Annotated in this window: 9 protein-coding genes and 2 pseudogenes; all 11 read left to right on the forward strand. The window is 33.9% G+C overall.

Going from position 1 to position 21397, the window contains the following annotated elements; translation table 11 throughout:
- The first annotated feature begins 1 nt into the window (after position 1).
- A complete protein-coding gene (locus MK119_RS04980) occupies positions 2-4237 on the forward strand; it encodes a hypothetical protein (RefSeq protein WP_290671462.1) in 4236 nt (1411 codons plus the stop codon).
- Positions 4234-7089, forward strand: coding sequence for a hypothetical protein (locus MK119_RS04985; protein WP_290671464.1), 2856 nt, complete (start codon positions 4234-4236; stop codon positions 7087-7089). The genes MK119_RS04980 and MK119_RS04985 overlap by 4 nt, the downstream gene beginning before the upstream one ends.
- Positions 7082-11299, forward strand: a pseudogene (locus tag MK119_RS04990) (contractile injection system tape measure protein). Before MK119_RS04985 ends, MK119_RS04990 begins: the two are co-directional and overlap by 8 nt.
- 134 nt (positions 11300-11433) lie before the next feature.
- Positions 11434-13704: a hypothetical protein gene (locus MK119_RS04995; protein ID WP_290671465.1), complete on the forward strand. Its 2271-nt coding sequence runs from the start codon at positions 11434-11436 to the stop codon at positions 13702-13704.
- Positions 13705-13724: 20 nt separating this feature from the next.
- Positions 13725-14570 carry a hypothetical protein gene (locus MK119_RS05000; RefSeq protein ID WP_290671466.1) on the forward strand — a complete coding sequence of 282 codons (846 nt, stop codon included), beginning with the start codon at positions 13725-13727 and terminating at the stop codon, positions 14568-14570.
- A gap of 42 nt (positions 14571-14612) precedes the next feature.
- Positions 14613-15539, forward strand: a complete 927-nt coding sequence (locus MK119_RS05005) for a hypothetical protein (protein WP_290671467.1) — start codon at positions 14613-14615, stop codon at positions 15537-15539.
- A complete protein-coding gene (locus tag MK119_RS05010; protein ID WP_290671469.1) occupies positions 15529-16884 on the forward strand; it encodes an ATP-binding protein in 1356 nt (451 codons plus the stop codon). Before MK119_RS05005 ends, MK119_RS05010 begins: the two co-directional genes overlap by 11 nt.
- A gap of 13 nt (positions 16885-16897) precedes the next feature.
- Positions 16898-17419 carry a hypothetical protein gene (locus MK119_RS05015; protein ID WP_290671471.1) on the forward strand — a complete coding sequence of 174 codons (522 nt, stop codon included), beginning with the start codon at positions 16898-16900 and terminating at the stop codon, positions 17417-17419.
- Positions 17420-17440: 21 nt separating this feature from the next.
- Positions 17441-18616 carry a DUF4157 domain-containing protein gene (locus MK119_RS05020; protein ID WP_290671473.1) on the forward strand — a complete coding sequence of 392 codons (1176 nt, stop codon included), beginning with the start codon at positions 17441-17443 and terminating at the stop codon, positions 18614-18616.
- Positions 18617-18670: 54 nt separating this feature from the next.
- Complete coding sequence (locus MK119_RS05025; RefSeq protein WP_290671475.1) at positions 18671-20968, forward strand: DUF4157 domain-containing protein; 2298 nt, start codon at positions 18671-18673, stop codon at positions 20966-20968.
- Positions 20969-21149: 181 nt separating this feature from the next.
- Positions 21150-21397: pseudogene (locus MK119_RS05030) on the forward strand (EamA/RhaT family transporter); the annotation flags it as partial.

The raw sequence follows: 21397 nt of genomic DNA on the forward strand, positions 1-21397 counted from the left end.
CATGAGTCAATTCGATCAATATATAGCAATGCTTTCACTAGAAAAATCGCTAGTGCCAAGTGCTAGTTTGTTGGATAGCAGAACGGAAACTGACAACTTACGTTTGCTAGCTGAATTTGCCTCGTTGTTTAATTTTTATGATCGAACAAATACTATCAATGGAAATTGGTCGCCATTTTTACTAAAAGATCCTGTTTTTTTAGTGGCTTCTATTTCCAAAACACCTTTTCAAAAAGCGTATTCGCTATTTATCAATACTTGTTTGCAATTGAAAAAAGTAATTTCAGACACTTCAAAAACTGATTTTATTTCCAATGCCTTTAATCAGCTTTTTGATCAACTGAGTTACATCTTTCAAGTCATAGAACGATGGACACATTATACGCAAGAATCTACACTAGAATATAACTTAAAAACTTATATCATTAATAGTGTTAAAGATACGTATGGTTTAATATTATGGTCATTATTAGACTTACGAAAACAACTCTACAATTACCAAAAATCGCCACATACTACACCAAATATTCCTGGTATTCAAAACGTAAATCAATATGCTTTTGAAGATTTTGACAAAAAAGTATGGAAAATAAACAAAGGACAAGAACCTTATTGGACTGTTTTAGGACTGCCAATGTCTCCATGCAAAGATGCACCAGAAGCAACGTGTTTTTACATCGAAAATCTTACACAAGATAACTTGTATAATGCTTTATACAGTACAGGTAAAAAAGTATTTTCTTTTTATAGTAAATGTATCTCGTATGCTGATACTGAATTAACAACACTACAAGAAACTCCTGGGAATTTTCCAGATACGATTCTACTAAGAACATTTACGAGTTTGTTAAAAATTTATCAGAAACAATTCAATTCGCTATCAAAAAAACATTTGAATTTTTATTACGGTGATATTTTAAAACAATTTCCAAATAGTGTCACACCAGATACTGTATTTGCAAGTAGTATTTTGGCTAAAAAAACAACCACATTTCAATTAGCAAAAAACACCATATTTACAGCTGGTGTAGATGCTGACAAACAACCAATTCTATTTGAAACTACTAACAAAGTTTCCTTAAATCCTGCTAAAATTGCAAATGCATACACAGTAGCTCAGACCGTTGTAAATAAGTATAATTCTGAATTGTATTTGCAAAAATTACCGCCTGTAAATGAAGTGAGTAAAGATGAAGATGGCACTATAAAAACGTGGAAAACATTTGGCACACAATTACCACAAACCGAAGATTCCAAAACGATGGCAATGGCTTTTGGTTCGCCAATGTTGTATTTGACAGAAGCAGAATCGCGAGTAATTACCTTAAACTTTACATTTTCGAGTTCCACATTCTCATCTATTCTTCAAGAGCAAACAAAATTCTATTTAAGCACTAAAAAAGCTTGGTTCGAAATCCCAAGAAATCAAGTAACACTCGATTTTACAACACCAAGCTTTACATTGCCAATGACGATTGATCGCAATTTAAAAATGACCATTACATTGCTTCAAACTGATCCTGCAATTATAACATTTGCAAAAAATCCTGATGGATATACCAGTGAATGGCCTTTGTTTAAAATGCTCTTTTCTGAATTTGAAGAACTGGCAAATCCACCACAAATAAAAACCTTGTCTATTGATGTTGAGGTTAATGGCTTGCAAAATTTTCAACTGTATAATGATTTTGGACAACTCAATCCTAAAAAGCCATTTCAATTATTGGGTGCAGCGCCAAAAGTAAGCCAGAGTTTTATGATTGGAAATGCAGAAGTATTTAGCAAACCTGTGCAAGATATAGAGTTTTCGTTGACATGGAATCCGTTTGATCCTGATTTTGATTTTGCCCCCTATTATGAAGCTTACAATAACTACCTAAATGGAGCATATTCTGGAAGTACAATTTATACCAATGAACTTGCTTCATTGATAAAAAGTATTACCAATTCTCAAGATGCTTTTTACAGAGACGTCACCAAATCGAAAGAAAAATTATTCAAACGTGTTTTGCGCAAAAGCAAAGTAGATGATGCCGTAACATTGATTCAAAAAAATCAAACGGATCTCAAGGACATGGTAGATAAACAAGCTAAAAAATTAGACAAAAAATCTGATGAAGCAGGTACACTTATTTCCGATATCAAAGATCTCAATAACGAGATGCTTACTTCAATTACTGATATTCAAAATACCTTGATAACGGACATGCAAACTGCCAAAAAAATAGACAAAGATACGGTAGACACTGCTAAAACAAATATCAAAAACGAAATAGACACTACTAAAAAAGTTGTTGCTGACAAAATAGTAGAAGCTGAAAATAAAGCACTTTCAACTAACATTCAAGAGAAAAAATCACTACTCAAAAAAATTAGAGGATTTTTAGGTTCAGATAAAAAAACAGGATTAACGACTGACACTACCAATACATTCCAATTTTCAAACACTTCCTTTTTGGTAGATTTTCAACATTTAAAAAATGGTGTTTGGGAAGATTTTAACACTATAGTTAACGGGGAAACGGTTTCTTCTAGTACAGAAGAAAATTTGTTCTTTTTGTCTACAACAAATACAACTACGATTCCTTCATCACGAACGTTTGATTTTTCAGGAATGAATCTTGATCCAGTAACCGTTGATCCTACATTGCAACAACAACCTTTGCAACTTACAAATAAAACAACAGCTGGTTTTTTAAAAATGAAACTCACTGAACCAATCTATGGTTTTGGAACTGAATTATATGCAAAAGTGGTACAAGCTATTGCCTTATTTAATGCTGAAATCATCGCTGAAAAAATAAAAAACTCAAGTGATGGACAAGATTTAGTCTCTCCTGCAAATATTCCATTTATTCCAATGGTCTGTGCTTTTGAAGGAAATTATACAGCTTCTGTGAGTTATGATTTTTCTAACAATGCACAAAGCTATCCGCTTCAATGCTTTTACAATACGCCTTTTGAAAATTACAAAGTGTATGACACAAGCTTAGAAGAAAAAATCTGCACTAAAAATACCACTTTTGGAAGCTCACCGGCAAGAGATGAAAACGGAAATATCATTCCATTGACAGCAATCCCGTTAGTGCCAACATTTGCTTCTAAAGGACAACTATATTTAGAATTACAAGATATGATTGTGCCTGCTAAAGTGAGTTTTTATTTTGAACTGGCACGTGCATATACAGAAAAGGTACTTACTACAAAAGATGTGAGTTATGCTTACTTGAGTACAGATGGATGGAAAACACTGACTTCTATTGAAGATAGTACAAATAATTTTACCTGCTCAGGAATTATAACAATTAACATTCCAGACGATATTGCAACAGAACATATAACAATAGCAGGAAACAACTGTTGGATTGCTATTGGAACGACCAACAATCCTGACAGTTTCCCAGAAACTTCATTTTTAGACACTAACGGATTTACATTACAACGCATTATTGCTAAGAATGATTATTCAACCACAATACCACAAATTGCCGCGAATGTAATTACAACACCACAAACTGCCATTCCACAAATTGGAGCTACAATACAACCGTTTCCTTCATTTGGCGGAAAAGCTGCAGAAACAAATGCGCACATGAATTCGCGCGTGAGTACGCGTTTAAAAACGAAAAATCGATTGGTGACAATGGACGATTATTTTAATACCATCCGATTGGAATTTCAGGAAGTATACTATTCCAAATCAATCTATAAAAAATCATCAAATCAAGTATGTACTTATGTCGTAAAAAGAGTCGTAGACGCTAGTGATTCAAATGCTTTTGTGCCACTTTTAAGCGAATGCTACGAACTAGATATTCAAAAATATATTACTGAACGCGTTTCTTCTTTTATAAATATAGCAGTAGAGAATTTTGAATTGAATTATGTAAAAATCACAGGCGATATTCAAGTACAACAAGACGAAGATGTTACTACTGTAGAAAAGGAAGTCAATGACGGAATCAATATTTTTCTGTCTCCTTGGATTACCAGTGCGCAATCTCAATTGACTATTGATAGCGGATTAAATACAGCACAACTTGCAGCATTCATCAATACGTACGATAGCATTTTAGAAATCAACAGTTTGTCATTTCAAATAGGCACAAAAGATTTTAGCACTGGAAATATTACGTATCAAGCAAGTACACAAGAAGTTTCACAAATAGATGGTGCCATTCTAGTTCCATCTTTAAATAACACCACAAAAAACAGTTTAATCAAGTACCATTTATGACACAGGAAAACTACATAATAGATGCGCAACTTCCTTTGGAGCTTGATTTTAAAGCACTGAAAGCAGCAGGCTTTGCATATATCCAAAAACACAGTAGTACCGAATGGACCAACTTAAATCCAAGCGATCCTGGTGTGACCATTTTGGAACAACTCTGCTATGCGTTTACCGAATTGGGATATTGTGCCAATTTTTCAATGAAAGATATTTTGACACAAGAAAGTGGTGATTTAACTGTGGATAATCAATTCTATTTACCACAAAACATTTTAACTACGTCACCAATTACTATTGATGACTATATAAAATATGTGATTGATCAAGTTCCTAGTGTAAAAAATGTAATCATTACACCTATTTCGCTAAAATTTCCTTTTGTAAGCGGTATTTACGAAGTGTATTTATTGTTGAATCCTAATTACGACGATCCAACCGTAATTAATTCTCCTGAAACAGAAGCTTTTTTTGTATTGAATAGTTGTAGAAACGTAAGCGAGTTGTTTTTAAAACCACAAATACTTGTCAAAAAAGAATACATAATTAGTGGCAAACTTGCGTTAGAATCTGGATACGATTTGCATACCGTTTTACCTAAAATCATGCAATCAATCACAGATTATATTTTCCCAGATGTTGTACAAACAGGTTATGATAAACTAAAGGAAGAAGGCAAAAAAACAAATGAAATTTTCAATGGTCCAAGCTTAAATAATGGCTGGATTTCCATGGAAAGTATTCAACCCAAAAAAGATACAATTCAAGCATTTGAAATCACCAAACTAATTCAAGGAATAGAAGGTGTACAAACTATTTCTGGAGTTTCGTTTACATATAACGACACAACTTCTACAACAGCAACTTGCGCTACAAATGAAATCTTGACGTTCAATTTTTCCCAGTCTTTTTTAAATAATGCCAGCAATACTAGTTTTCAAATAAGCTCACAAGGAAAAGACCTAAATGCATCGTTAAATACTTCTCTATTGGATGAATTGGCAAACATGCAGCAAAAAAGTTCAGAAATCAATGAAGTCGCTGCTGTACAAATAGCGCCAAAACTTCCATCGGGAAAATATAGAGATATTACGAGTTATTACTCTATTCAAAATACATTTCCAGAATCGTATGCCGTAGGTTTAAATGCTACCAATGACAATACACCAACTTATCAAGTAGCACAATCGCGCCAGCTAAAAGGATATTTGAGTTTATTTGATCAAATGTTGAGCAATCAATTTGCACAATTGGCAAATATTGACAAACTATTTTCCTTCAAAAACGCAATCACAGGAAGTCCTGCGGATCTGGAACATTTTAACAATATCAAGAATGCGGAAGAAAAAGCAAACCCAAAGTATCCTGTTCCGTTTGAAGTATTTTCGCCTACCTATTTTTACCAATCTTTATACGGAAGTGTTCCAAATATAGAGCCGCTTTTACGAAACAACAACATTTTTAAATTTGGACCAATCTCAGAATCTGATGCTACATTAGCACATAATAATTGGTTGTCGTATCAAGACGATCCATATAATTCATACATGTATGGCTTGTTGATGATTAATGAAGATGATGGTGTAAATTTACAACGTAGAGACAATTTACTCGATCATTTGTTAGCAAGACATGGCGAATCGCCTTTGGTCATAAATACACTCATATATGGAACTGTATATTCAGGTGATGTTTTAAAAGATCGTGTCATTATTAAAAGTCTGTATTTACAGAACTTAACACCTTTATCGTACAATCGTGCGAAAGCATATCACAATATCGGAGCTACTAAATTGAATGCTTTCATTTTAGAAATTACACCTGAATTAATTGATCAATTAAGCAAAACGAATTCTGCCGAAACTTTAGCAGACTTGCAACTAAAATTAGCAGATCTTTTTGGCGAATCGCAGCAAAAAATTGAAACTGCAAAAGCAGCATATCGTGCTAAAAAAGAATTGCACAAAATCTTAACACAAACCTATAAAAAGAATGGTGTTTTTGATATAGCACGCATTAATAATGAAGAAGCAATCTCTCAGCAAGATACTTTAGACTATATAATGCTCTCGCTAAAATTAGGTATGTTGTTGACACTAAAACCATTTTATGTCAATTTCATACAAGGTGTTTTAGATTTGGATCCCGAAACTACCAGGCAAGACAAACTTTCAAAGCTATATCAACAAAGCGACATGGCATTATGGTTAATTACCGAACGTAAAGGTATGATTGCCATTGAAACAAACTTGCTATTACAATCGGGAAGTTTTCAAGTACACATTAAAGAACATACAATATCAAATACGTTTTATCGCTTAGATACGAGGTTAAATTATCATGATTTTGTCACGCTTTCTATAAAATTGAACACCATGCAATCTCAAGATATTCAAAGCTATTTAACGAGTATAAATTCAACATATACACTCACAAAAATAGAAAGTACAGATATTAAAAATGCAGACTTTACAGCTATTGAAAATACAGGATATTCATGGACAGCTAATGTTGATTGGAATGGTGAAAATACCATGTATATCACAGATGCATTTTTAGAAAACACATTGCTTTGGATTTTCCCAATTTACATTCCAGAACTCATCGCTTCTGATTGGCAACATCGCCTTTCCTTCTTTATGGAAAGTCAATTGCCTATTCAAGTGACCACAAATCCGATGTATGCAACCCATGACGATTTAAAAACCTTAATTCCACAATATGTGGATTGGTATAATGCAAATATTTACAACGCAAAAACAGGAACTATAGACGAAGAAAACATCATCACAAACGCTGCAAAATTAATTGCAACACTGCTACAAATTTCTAAAAACACACTGCCAACAAATGCATAGTCAAGGAGCACATATCATCACACGTTGTCAATGGGATACTGCATTCGATTCCAAAAATCTTGCGCATCAATTACAAATGGATATTAGCGCGTGGAGTGCGTATAAAATGAAACGCATCATCAATCGTGTGTTTGATAGCATTTGTCCACAAGGTCAAACCTTAAAAATTCGAAAACTGGCAGTGGACTTGGGCTCAGTTACGTATGAAAACATGCTCAGTGAACTTCCATTACGTTTGGAAGAAGCGTTGCGAAATGCTTTGTACGACTTGATCATGTATCCTAAAAATGGAGACAAAACCTTAGAAATTGTTCATGAAGACATTGCGCAAATCAATGTATTACGCGATTTCTTGGTACAAGGAATGTTACCGTGGAATTATCAAGAAGCTTATGGAACGGCAGTTCAAATTATGCGTTTGCAGTTGATTAACAATCGCTTAGGCGTTATAAAAATGATTCAAGAAATTGGTATTTCGCAAAATGTTCGCAAGCGTATTGCTTGGCAATTTCCAGATATCACCGTAAAAAAAATAATTGCAGGATTGGAACCAAACAATCATCAGCAGATTATTAATTTTTCGGATGAATTCATCAAGGTTCAGGAAAAAGAGACGATTGTTCAAACTAGCACAAATGATCTTAAGAAAAATATTTGGTTGTGGATTTTAAACTACCTATTCACAGAACGCGGAACCATTTTTAACCGAGTTGCTTTTGTAAAAAGTACTGTGGAACAAATGGCAAGTCATTTCAATATTTCTTATGATTCTATGATTGAATTGATTGAAGAAGCGATAGAACGTGCTAACGAATATTCTCAGGTAGATAATGGTTTAATCGCAATTTTAAAATTATTATCTAAAGAATTATACAACACTTCTTTTTCAAAAGTAAAAACCGCGAAACTAAAAGAAAATTTCTGGCTCAAAGCTGAAACCTATTTTAATACAGCTTCCGCTAGAAGTAATAATATACAGAAAAATGAATTTAATGAATTGGTGATCAATTTATCAAAAGTAGATGCAGCTCGTTTTCAAAAAATTATGCTTAATGTAGATCAAAAGCCATCTACTTGGAAAGCAATTTTGAAAGATTTGATTCCTGCTGCTGTAGAACGTTTATTCATTGTATTGTCACCTTCTCTATCTAAAAATGTATTGACTCAAATTTCATTTTTAGCAAAACTTCCACAAACAAATCAAGTAAAGGTGGATATTTTGGACTTGTATACATTCGGAATTACCTTTTGTATTGCACATCAAAGCACATCTGTTACAAAAAATACATTCTTAGATTTTATCATAGAAAAACTTGCCATACAGCAGCGACAAAGCAAGCTTATTATTTTAGATCATTTTGTGACATCAAACAGCTTCAACATACAAAAGACAACGAGTTTTATTCCACTATTTAAAGAACTAAATACGCTGTATCAAAAAGAAATTACACGCACTAAAATATATACTTCAGAAACGGCATTGCAACAAATTATTGCACATTATATTGCAGAAATTGAACAACAAGGAAGCACAACACATAGCATACAACAACTAGAAAAAACAGTGCAAAAATGGATTACGGCTTCACCAGTAAAGTTTTGGAATAATGTTCAGCAATTAGAAAAAACGCCAAAAGTAAGCATTCATATTTCAGCATTAGTCTCTGCATACGGAACAGCTCGTTTCTTAAAAACTGTTCAACCAGAAATATATACGGTGTTGACAAAAGTGCAGCAAATCATAGAAACATTAATTGCCCAAAAAGCCAAAAAAGCAAGTGCATTACATGCTATCAAAAGTATATTGATCGTTTCAGGTTTTGAAGTTCTTTGGAAGCATCCAACATCAAATGCATCCGTATTCTTTGCAAAGCTTTTACAATACTTAACACGACAAGAAACGACTATCCAAATTACGAAAACAGACATTCAGGAAGTGATTAAGTTGATCTTGAAAACACGAAAAATCAGAACTCTTTCATGGTCGGCTCGTGAGTTTGTTACAATTGAAAAGCAGTACATAAAGTATATTTCTCAAACACCGTTGGAAGAACTTTTAAGTTTAGTACAAACATCAAATCAACAAGCAAAAGTTGCCAAAAATATTTTGAAATTGATACGTGCCAAAAAAATAACTTCACGTGAATTCAAAGCCAACGAAGCAACGCTTATTTCCTATCTCGTTGCAAACGGCGTACAAATTCGCACACGTTTGATTACTAACTTTTACACACAAATTACGCGTACAAAAACTAGCTTTAATACCACACAAATCAAATCGATATTACACGAATTATTTTGGCAAACATTGGTAGAATATCAAACACATCGTGGAAACGAACGCCGTTTTGAAACACTTTACGAAGAAATGGTCCTACAGACATTTCCAACGATAAAAGCAACTGCAAAAAAAGCGGTGAAACCTGTATCAAAAACAAAACCGATTACTGCTGAAATTCAAACTTTACAATTACCGTATCGCATTTCGGTGGTAGCATTGTTTGAAGCCGTTCGTACACATATAACAACGACCAATATTACTGTTGAAATTGCGAAAAAAACCTATACTTTCTCTGAAATAATCATGGTTGCATTAGAGACATCGCCAGCAAAAGTTCGCAGTATTATTCAGGAAACAACAATTGTGAAAAAACAGTTGCAGTTTTTCAATGAAGCTATCAAATTTGAAGCATTTATTGTGTTCCATGCAAATGATACTTCTAGCGCACAATCGGAAACTTTTAAAGCAATACACACCTTATTTAGCATTGCAAAACAACTTGGAAACTCGAAAATAATCAACACCTTACAAATCATTTTTTGGAAACAAGTCATTGCAATTATCAAAGGAAAAACTGCTACAAAAATAAGTGTCGAATTTCTTACAAAAACCACATTTGATGCACTTTCTGAAATTACAACTTTGGATCAAATTACCATTGTAAAACACATTCAAAACAACAACATACATATTCCTCTTATCCTTAAAACAGTATTGGTAGAAAGACATCGTGTTTTTGAATTGATTTCAGAACAAAAACAAGATGTTGCACTTTCAGAAATGGTTAAAAGCTATACAACAACCAAAAAAATGGAGGAATTAAGCAAGCATTTGCTAACGCATTATGAAATTCCTGCTTGGTTTTTACACACGCAATCGTACACTTATGAACGTGTTGTCAACGAATTGATCGCACAGCAACCTTTGATCATTTTAAAAACAATTCGCAGTCAGCACATCTCAGAAGTACAGTTGATCAAATTTATGCACACAATTCACTTTGAAACTTTTATTGCAGCATTGCTAAAATTATACAGTGCGCAACAAAAAGAATTATTGAATATTCGAAAACTGTATGAAACGATTGCTTTTGTCAGTATGCGAGGAATATCGACCAAAAGTTTACAACAAATTATCATCAAAAAAGTGGTGATTGCTTGGCAAACTTCCAACTGGTCTTTGATTGCAAGCACAAATATTTGGAATGAATTGTTATGGGAAACTTGCGGAAAAAAAGCAGTTCAAAAACAAGATTTTTATGCTGCTATTAATGCAATGAAAACGATGTTGCCGACAGCCTTATTAGTGACTTATAATAGTTTGGTTTCTCATGAAGCCTCATCAAAAAACTCAACTCAAGAAATTGAAAACACAACTATAAAAATTCCATATATGGATCAAACAACAAATACCTCGTTTCCTGAAGAAGGTGTTTCTATTATGAATGCAGGATTGGTGATGCTTAACTCATATTTTTTAATGCTACTAGAGCGTTTAGGCACGGTAAAAAATAATGCATTTGTTTCTGAAGAAGCGCAAATTAATGCAGTGCATTATCTGCAATTTATTGTTACCGGACTAACAGAAACGGAAGAATCATTATTGACATTAAATAAAATATTGGTAGGACTCTCACCAAATACGCCCATAAAAGATAGTATTGAAATGTCGCAAGACCAAAAAGATTTAATAAATTGAATGATTCAAGCAGCTATCAATTATTGGCCTGCTATTGGACAAACTTCTACCAATGGGTTTCGCGGAAATTGGTTGGTAAGAGAAGGTATTTTGAGAGAAACCGAAGATCGTTGGGAATTGACTGTTGAAAAAAGACCGTATGATGTTTTGATGCTAAAATCACCCTTTTCATTTTCAATCATAAAATTACCATGGATGGAAAAACCATTACATGTCACTTGGCCATTTTAAAAACTTAAACACCATGAAAATATACCGAAAAAATATACCCAAAATAGACAGCAGCTAGCTCTGAAAAAAGAGATAACACAACCACAACCTACCAAGGTTTACAACATTAATTAACAAACTAAAAAATAACATTTATGAGTTCTTACAATGACAATCTACATTCAAGTGTCGTTACATCATTGGACGCACAAGAATTAGAATTACAAAATGTAGAAGCAAATTTGGAAGCATCCATGTTTTCGCTCTACTACGCACAATGTGCGCGAATTACAACCGCAGAAGAATTAGAAGTAACTACTGCAAAATACGCGTATCAGAAAAAAGTATACGAACAAGCTATTATTGACAGCGATTTATCTACCAATGTTTTACAATCGGCTAATAATGCTAAAGACTATACGGATAAATCTGTCAGCAATACTGCAGTGGCAGCAGCAAATCTACAAATTGCAGCAAATGCTATTTTGAAATTAGCGAGTGATACTGGAAGTATTTTTAGTATTGTAAATGCGGCGGACTTTGATACAGATATTTATGCACAAAGTAACAAAGCCTATGTATTGATGAATGATACTGCGTATGAAGCAGAAAAAGCATCACAGCACAGTATGGAAGCTTCGGCGTCTATTTCGGAAGTGACTACAACAACATTAGCCGATAAAGCCACAGCGACAGATACTTCTATAAAAGATTTACTAGCTTTAGTAACAAAGCAATATGACGATACTACTGCGTTATTATCTTCACAAGGTGCCGAACTAGCTACAGCAAATACAAATGAGAAAAAAGCAGAAGGAATTCTTGAAGATTATAGTGTTTCGTATAACGCTACAAAAGAAGCATATCACTTAAATAATAGTGAATTGAATTTAAATCTTGCTGTTACCACACCAATTACTGTTGGGAATCATGATAGCTATACGGTTTCGTTCAAGAATTATAAAAGTCCATTCAATCTAAAACAAGCTGATGGAAAAGATAGACCTGTAGGATATCCTGTTGAGAATTATTACATCATGCTTGTAGAAAAAAGTAAGAGTAGTACATTCAACATTAACGATGCAGAAGCAATTGTTACTGAAGGGTACTCTGGCAGATATGTGGCTATTACACCAAATGAAGATACTGAAGATGGAATTTATCAGAAAATCTATATTTCAGGAGAAAGTACAGTAGACAAACCTGTATTACTCGATTCGGAAGGAAACAAATTAGAATTAGGAAGCGAATATGTAATATTTGTCATGGCTGTATTTACAAATACATATAAAAAATCTATCAATACTTTTGACGATTATTTATCTGCGCCATCAAAAAAGTTTGTGTTAAAAAATCAGCTAAGCTCTGCGAATGCTGGAGGAATTCAAGCTCCTGATGTTAAAAATGTGATCCAATTTGGAATCTTTGAAAACCCAGATTACTTTAAAAACGGTGATACTGAAGATTTAAAAAACATTCAATATCGTTGTGTATTGTTGCCGAATGACCAAGATTTAGTTCGTGGCTTGTTAACTACAGACGAATTAGAATACATTGACGAAGAAGTTAAAGACAGAGAACAACTAGAAGCACTTTACAATGAAAAAATTAGTGACATTCAAGCAAAACTATATGCTTTAAATGCTCAGCAAAAACTAGATAAAGTTGAAGATACTCCGTCAAAGGATATAAAGTCTATTAAAGCATCTGCTAAGAAAACAACGAAAACAAATTCTAAAGGCATTACAGATGCACAAAGAAAAGATTTGCTGAATCTTGAACTACAAGTTTTAGAAAAAGAGAAAGAGCAAGCCTTAGCAAATGAAGATCACTTACAACCAGGATTCTTCTTTAACTTAACCGTTGCTGAAGAAATTCCTGCAGGAAGTTATACGGTTGCAGAACCCGGAGATATGACATTAACTCAATATCTATTAAAAGACCTCAACGAAAGTGTCTTGAGAAAACTGGGAGATGATAAGATCAAGGCTTTAGATACAAGGTTAAAAAGTTATGTGAGTAAAAAATCAGGATCTGATACAGATGTTGAACAATTTTTACAAGAGGTTATTAAATTAATTGAAAGTGTTATAAATGAAGTAATCGCTAAAAGTCTGGAAGTCCTTCTTGCAAATTATGGGCAATTTATTAACGATCTAATTTTATTAGCTAGAGGATATAAATTTTACAGTAAAAAAGTGACCTTAACTTCTGAAACCACTGATAATTTTGGAAATCGTTTGATCAACAAAAACGATTATATATCTGCAATCATCTCAATTTCTAATAATGCTGACGAGACTGTAAATACACAGTTTACAAATGCACTTTCTGATTACCAGCATACCGCGGCATTTACATACAATGATCCGTATGCAACTACCAGTGAAGTCGTAGCATATCCAAAACAAACAACATTAAACTAATCATTAAAAGTTAATACATTATGAGTAGAGAAACTATATTAATTCCAGATACCAGTGCAGCACACAGGTACGGAATTACAGAAAAAAAGAAGCAAGAAATAGACTTCCTAACCCAGAAAGTCTTAAACGCAGAAAATGAAGTACAACAATACCAAGCTATTGTAGATTCGCTTACTGATAAAGCATCAAAATTAGCTAGCGAATTGGCAACTGCGGAAGCAAATAAAGCACAAGCATTAGACAATAGAAATTCAGTAGACACTGTAATTAATAATGCGAAAGATTTATATGAAAGTTCTGAGAATACCTATAAACAATCTGCCGATTCAGAAACCAAAATTAAAAGTGTAGCTACAGAAATTAATACCGTGATTAACAAGCTTATTTACTCTGCGGAAGTTATTGACAAATTATCAAACTTAGTCGTTAGAAAAAAAGCAAGCAATCCATTGATTTCAGACGAGTTAGTGACTATGGTAACACAAGCGAGTTCAGATGCTAATAATGCCGTTGCATTAACATTGGTAGAGTTAGAATCTGTATTTAATTCGAAAGCCACTACTATTGAAGGAAAATCTGCAATGTCACTTGAATTGTTACAATCTACAAAACTGTATGAATTCATTACAGGAGAAGAAATTGATGGTGTTGAGAATGATATGAAAACTGACAAAACATCGCTCAAGTATTATTTATACACTGCTTATAACATTACGAGTAACATGTACGAAAAAGTATTGGCTGCTTCTGATGATACTACAAATCAATTAAACGACGCCAAAGCATCCTTAAGCAAAGCACAAATAAAATTAAGTTCATTACAAGCCGGATTGGCCGCTGTAAATGCTGCAGCTTTAGCATCTTAAAAAGATTATATTTAGAAAATTAATCACCTAAAAACAACAATTATGGATAGCGTATTTAAAAAGTTTTATAGAAGTTTTTATAATAACACTAATGGTTTTATACCCACAAAACCCTTGAATCAAAATATGTATCCAGGTGACTTTTTTCAAATCAAAAATGGAGAAATCATCATTTTGGGAAACATTTTCAGAAAAAATATAGTCAATGTTGCTGACGTATCTCTTGATAATGGAACAAAACTCAATCCTGCTAATTGGAACTTTAGCGAAGGTGTTACCAAGCCGTATTCTGGCAGAGACACTGGACACAATCCCATTGAAGGAGATTTTGAGTTTAGCAAACAAGTATTAGCTTTTGACGGATTTGGAAGTTTCTTCTTTAAAAGTAGTGCTCCCGAATCTGTTAAATTTGCTAATTGGGGCGATTTTAAGCAAGAACTTATTATCAAAATGACCCAAACACTCTATTCGTTCAGAGAACTTTATATTGTTACAGAAAGTGCTACTACAGAAAGTTGGACTTTAGCAATTGCGGGTTCAGACAAAGCTGAATTAGAGATTGCTACAGAATCCGAAAACTTTGGATTGGTCGATATTTTTGGCGATTCAAGTGCGAAAACTATTCAAGCTAGAGATATCGAATTTTATCATCGAGAAGACAAAAAGAAACCTTCTTTTTTTAAAGCAAAGAAACTAATTGTACAACAAGAAAAATTAGACGTTTTTATTAGCGAATTGATCAGCGAGCGAATGCAAGTTCCTGTATGGGCAGAAAATTTTTATGAATATGATTTTTATAATTTAGGCGGTCCATATTCTCCACCTGTAACAACGAACACAGCGCAAGCATGTATCTTAGATATGCTACAGGCAAATCAATTAAATCCGAATACTGCTTTACAATATTTTTCGTGGGCAAATGCCAATCTTGATGACGTAGAAATACTATTTAGAACCTATGGAAACTAACGAATATATTGTTTCACTCCATGAAGAAATTCATTGGTTACAAAATGTAATCAATCAAGTAATTAGTAGTTATTTACAACATGAAGAAGCCGAAGACATTCATTGGACCGATATAACAATGCCCGATCTTTCCGAAGTAAATTCACCCTTTGCAAATACAGTGAGAGAATGGGATTTGAACAATTTGGAACGTGTTGTTTTGGCCTTAGCCATGACACCGCACATTCTTCCTGAAGCTTTGGATATTTTCTTTGGTCAGAATAAAATTTACAACAGAGGCTTTACAGAATTTGGAGGTGTAATCGACAAAAATCACAGCGGTTTTTTACCTACTGGGCAAACTTTATTGTTTTTGACGACTGCGCTTAATCCTGAATGGCGATTGGAAGTATTTTCTATTTTTGAAAACCAGCACATTTTTCAACAAGAACAAGTAGTACAAATGCAGCCTGTAGAAGGTTATTTGCCAAAATACAATGGTGTGTTAAGTCTAAATCATCGATGGTTACACTATTTTATTACAGGAGAAAAACCAAAATTAGAACACAGCGTTTCATTTCCTGCTCAAAAAATAACCACCAATTTAGCATGGGATGATGTTGTATTAAATCCTGAAATTATGGATCAAGTGGCAGAATTGACTACTTGGCTTTCTCATAAAAACACCTTGTTGGAAGATTGGGGATTGTCCAAACATTTAAAACCTGGTTATAGAGCTTTATTTTATGGTCCTCCAGGAACAGGAAAAACACTGACAGTGTCGCTTTTAGGTAAAAACTTAGGATTGGATGTATACCGTGTAGATTTGTCAATGATTGTTTCCAAATACATTGGGGAAACAGAAAAAAATCTTTCGCGTATCTTCGATACTGCTGCACATCAAAATTGGATTCTATTCTTTGACGAAGCTGATGCTCTATTTGGAAAACGTACCAAAGCAAATTCGTCCAATGACCGACATGCCAATCAGCAAACAGCATATTTGTTACAGCGTATTGAAGATTTCCCTGGATTCATTATTCTGGCTTCCAATTTAAAAGCTAATATGGACAAAGCTTTTTCCAGAAGATTTCAATCGATCATACATTTCAAAATGCCTTCTGCAGAAGAACGCTTTAAACTTTGGCAAAATGTATTTACAGGCACCTGTACACTGGCTGATGATATTGATTTGTACAAAATCTCTGAAGATTATGAATTGGCAGGTGGCGCTATTATCAATGTCCTGCGCTATTGTGCATTGGCTGCTGTACAACGTGGAGATACTGTTGTAAACAAACAAGAATTGCTTACAGGAATACGAAGAGAATTAAAAAAGGAAAACAAAACAATTACTCAAACATAACCGCCGTTTTTTTATGATAGATATTGAAGAGTTAATATTGTTACGAGAACATTCTCGATTATTAGTGATGAATTCTTGGCGACTTGACATTCCAGAAGAACATCGGAATATCATAATAGCCAACGCACTCAATAACTGCGTACTATACAAGAGTTTAAATCTTGTCGGGTATCTGATTACGAGTAGGCGTTTATTTATTATTGGTGCTAGTGAAAATACTCCTTTTCAAGAAATACTCTATTATTTCTATCGCTGTGTTGAAACTGGAATTGCAGAGTATAAAAAAATGATAAACGACTATGATGATGCCTATCATTTAGAACATCATGTACATCATAAACTATTTACGCCTTATCCTTTTTTAAATGATTACATCAGAGCTTTAATCACAGGAAAAGAAGTCCATATTGGATATTATGATCCGTATTTAGAACGTTTAAAGCAATACATACACAATCATAATTATTGTTCTGCTTTAGACTATTTAGGAGGAAAAAGTCCAGTCATTGTAGCTACAGACGATATCATATTATAATCAAAAAAAACATGTCCTGTAATGAAAAAACAGCTTCCTAAAAAAACAGCAGAAAAAACAGTGCAAACTGCGGCGGCACATACTCATAAAGTAACTCAAACAATGCAAGGAATTTCACTTGAAGACAATCGTCCTAAAACAGTAATTCAGCAACAAAAAAATAACACTGGATTGCCCAATAATTTAAAATCTGGTATTGAGAGTCTTACCGGACATTCTATGGATGATGTCAAAGTACATTACAATTCACCCAAACCAGCACAACTTAACGCACATGCCTATGCACAAGGAACTAACATTCATATAGCTTCTGGGCAAGAAAAACATTTGCCACATGAAGCTTGGCATGTCGTACAACAAAAGCAAGGACGTGTACAAGCTACAAAGACCGTGAATGGTGCTAAAATCAATGACAATAAAAGCTTAGAGAAAGAAGCGGATGTAATGGGTGCAAAAGCGGTACAGCGAAAATCAAAAATAGCATCTGAGTTGAACACTATTAATAAGCCATCTAAAATTATACAACGTGCAAAATATGTTGGAGAGTACACAGCAAAAGCCGATGGGAATGTTCGAAATCAAAAACATAATAAAATAGGTACATATAAAAAGGGTGATGCTATACAAATTAATTCTAGTATGATGAAAAAATTTACTTCAGGAATTATTTTTGGGAAAAAAGAACATGTATATGGCACTGTTAATGGACATACAGGATGGATTGTTGAAAATAATATTGGAGAATGGCAAGGACCTCTTGCGGCTCCTGCTCGCCTAGGAGGACCAGCAAGATTATGGGCAAATCGACCATCGAGATTCACTTCTTTCAATACAGCAAACAAAAAAGGGAATTCTATGTATACTGTAACAGCACATGATTTATATAGGTATGCTCCTGTAAATAAAGATCCTTCGAGGGGCGCATTAAATCAAGTTTATCACGATTTAATGAATAGACATGTTGCTTTTACTGCTGATGGAGGTGCTTTAAACAAACTACATAATGCAGCTTTTAAAACAGGTCCTGTTACGTATGAAGGTGGTCATTTGATTGCTGGTAATGGAGATAAAAAAATAAGTATTGCGGTACAGTTAACTCCACAAGTAGGACTTACCGTAATAGATTTTGATTATCATCCAAATACAAGAAATATATCTGGTAGGCATGTTGGACATGCAGTAGCTTCGGTAGAATAATAACATCCTAAAGCACTCAAAAAGTTGTTATAATAAAATTTGATATTATACAAAATGGAGCATCAACATAACAATAAAACTAAAGAGAAAACACAGCAAACAGTTGCTACATATCTGAACACTGCTTCAGATAAAAAAAGTGGTCTTTCTTTAGAGGACAATCGTGCTTCCTCAAGTATACAACAAAAGCAAGTTGATAAAATACAAGAAACTACCATCCAAAAAAAGAAAAATAACACTGGATTACCCAATAATTTAAAATCTGGTATTGAGAGTCTTTCCAGACATTCTATGGATGATGTCAAAGTACATTATAACTCTTCCAAACCAGCACAACTCAACGCACATGCCTACGCACAAGGAACTAATATTCATATAGCTTCAGGGCAAGAAAAACATTTACCGCATGAAGCTTGGCATGTGGTACAGCAAAAACAAGGCCGTGTACAAGCTACAAAAACAGTCAATGGCTCAAAAATTAATGACAATGTTAGCTTGGAAAAAGAAGCGGATGTTATGGGTGCGAAGGCCTTGCAACTGAAAAGTTCGGGAGTAAATAATGATTCCATTACAACTAAAAAGAAAATCAATAATAGCTTCATTAAAAAAAACGTAGCCCAGCGTAATGTTATTGTTCATGGTAAAAAAGGAAGAGTTGAAGAATTAAAACCTAAAGATGAAGAAATAAATGGAAACATCGTAACCCCATTAGAACGGTTATTTGGAGGTGAAGGTGTTCATTTATTAAAGTTAATGATTAAATCTAAAAATACATACGAGTTTCAAAATATAAATGAATTACATGAAGCCATAGGTGCACAAACCATTATAAATGCAAGCAAACGAAAAGGGAAAAGTTCTGATGAGCTAACTGAACATCTATTAAGCGAAAGTAAAGATTCAGATGGCGTAGATGCTTTAGGACCTAGAGAACAAGGCGCTGCGTCAATGGCAGCTAGTTTTCAATTGGCTCATAAGTATGGTGTTAAATTCTTTGGTAGACCAACAGCTGTTAAATCTTGGGCAAAAAATGCTATCGTACAAACCACACAACAACGAGGAGATAAGTCACATGTACTCGCAGCAATGCATGTAGACCCTACATTACAATTGGTTTTGTGTTTTGATGGAAATTTTAAAATGGCTTCTGAAGGTGATGGCATACTCGAAACATATTCTCAACTCCACAATCGCGTATGTGTATATCAAGGATCTCCTAATAGAGTAAGTGGAGGCACAATTCGTAATCTTACCTATTCAACAGCTATATTAAAACATGCAGCAATTGCTGATCCATTAGGAACCAGAAAAAAAGTACAACATGCTATGACTGGTAAGTTAGATTCAAAAACTATGGAATATTATGAACAGTGGAGTCAGGATCTCGGGTTTGTAAAAAGTCATAAAAATAAATATGTCATTATAAGTCATCGTGATTCTGGACATAAAGTTCCTAAAGGACGTACTCCTTCACATCCAGAATTAGATACGGGTGAATATGGTTTTATGGATATGATACTCGCTGTAGAACGTATGGGCTTTATTCCCGTTCCTATGGGTGCTCCAGCATTAAGTTATAAAAAACAACCCAATATGATTAAATGGTGGATGAAAACACCAAAAGGCCTTAAAAGTATGGGGAAAACTAAAGGTCAGATTGAATATGGAATGGTACGCTTTTTAGCAGAACAATATGGTGTTAGATTACTAGCCATGCGTAGCGGAAACACAGACGCTATGGCATTTGCTGGTATGGAAACCATCTTTATTGATATGGCTACTGAAGGGTTAGACCCTGATGAAGTTGCTGGAGCAAAATTAACAGGTAAAGAACATGAAGCGCATAATCGAAGTTGGAGAAGAGCAGCTATGTTAGAAACTGTTGTTCCGGGTGTATTCCACCAGATTTTCTTACAACACCCAAGACTTGACAAAGCATTTCCTGATCAAGATCAAGAATGGAATGGAAGCTTTGCTCCTAGTGATGTTAGATTACTAGAACACGCATTGGAATTCTATTTCGGCAAGTTAGGTGCCGAAGTTTATAACAGAACGGAACGTCATCTCTCTAGTCCTATTGATCCTAAAAATACAGCAGATTTTAGTGATAGAGTTGATGGTAAAAAAACTGTAGAAGAACGGCAAAAACGCGGATACGAATCTATTGCTGATTTTGTAAAAGAAGTTCGAGAAGAACGCCAACAACAAGTGCATGCTCCTACCGGAAAGTTAAATGAAATCTTCTTAAAATTGGAAAATATCCGAACTCGATTAACTGTACTTTCTGCTGATATTGAGAAGTTAAAAATACAATTAGAACAATTAAAAAGAGATGTGGCTCTATTAAAATAAGTATTGTGAAGAAGAAGTATATCTTTATACATCATTCAAAATAATTTATGGAATTACGTTTTCTCACTATGATAACTTATAAGTTCTAAATTTCGATTTAAATCGAAATGAATTCTTAGGTAAAAGCTTTTTTTTGGACAAATTTATCTAATTTTGAATTTCTTTTATAAACTAATTTTCCATGCTCAAAAAAGCCATTCAGTTTATGATTATTAGCGCCATTGGCTTTGCTTTTTTGAATGCAATTGTAAAGTATTTGGGGGATTTTAATGCGTATCAAATTGTATTTTTCAGATCGATTGGAACTTTATTTTTCACCATTCCTTTACTTGTAAAACTAAAGCTCTCATTTTTAGGAAATAAAAGAACACTTCTGGCAATTCGTGGTATTTTTGGGGTAACATCGATGTCGTTATTTTTTATGTCAAT

The organism is Kordia sp. (assembly GCF_022447245.1).
GTDB lineage: Bacteria > Bacteroidota > Bacteroidia > Flavobacteriales > Flavobacteriaceae > Kordia.

What these genes read in the sequence shown, in the direction of transcription:
- MK119_RS04980 (WP_290671462.1), top strand. Translation starts at nt 2, where the DNA reads ATGAGTCAATTCGATCAATATATAGCAATGCTTTCACTAGAAAAATCG.
- MK119_RS04985 (WP_290671464.1), top strand. Translation starts at nt 4,234, where the DNA reads ATGACACAGGAAAACTACATAATAGATGCGCAACTTCCTTTGGAGCTT.
- MK119_RS04995 (WP_290671465.1), top strand. Translation starts at nt 11,434, where the DNA reads ATGAGTTCTTACAATGACAATCTACATTCAAGTGTCGTTACATCATTG.
- MK119_RS05000 (WP_290671466.1), top strand. Translation starts at nt 13,725, where the DNA reads ATGAGTAGAGAAACTATATTAATTCCAGATACCAGTGCAGCACACAGG.
- MK119_RS05005 (WP_290671467.1), top strand. Translation starts at nt 14,613, where the DNA reads ATGGATAGCGTATTTAAAAAGTTTTATAGAAGTTTTTATAATAACACT.
- MK119_RS05010 (WP_290671469.1), top strand. Translation starts at nt 15,529, where the DNA reads ATGGAAACTAACGAATATATTGTTTCACTCCATGAAGAAATTCATTGG.
- MK119_RS05015 (WP_290671471.1), top strand. Translation starts at nt 16,898, where the DNA reads ATGATAGATATTGAAGAGTTAATATTGTTACGAGAACATTCTCGATTA.
- MK119_RS05020 (WP_290671473.1), top strand. Translation starts at nt 17,441, where the DNA reads ATGAAAAAACAGCTTCCTAAAAAAACAGCAGAAAAAACAGTGCAAACT.
- MK119_RS05025 (WP_290671475.1), top strand. Translation starts at nt 18,671, where the DNA reads ATGGAGCATCAACATAACAATAAAACTAAAGAGAAAACACAGCAAACA.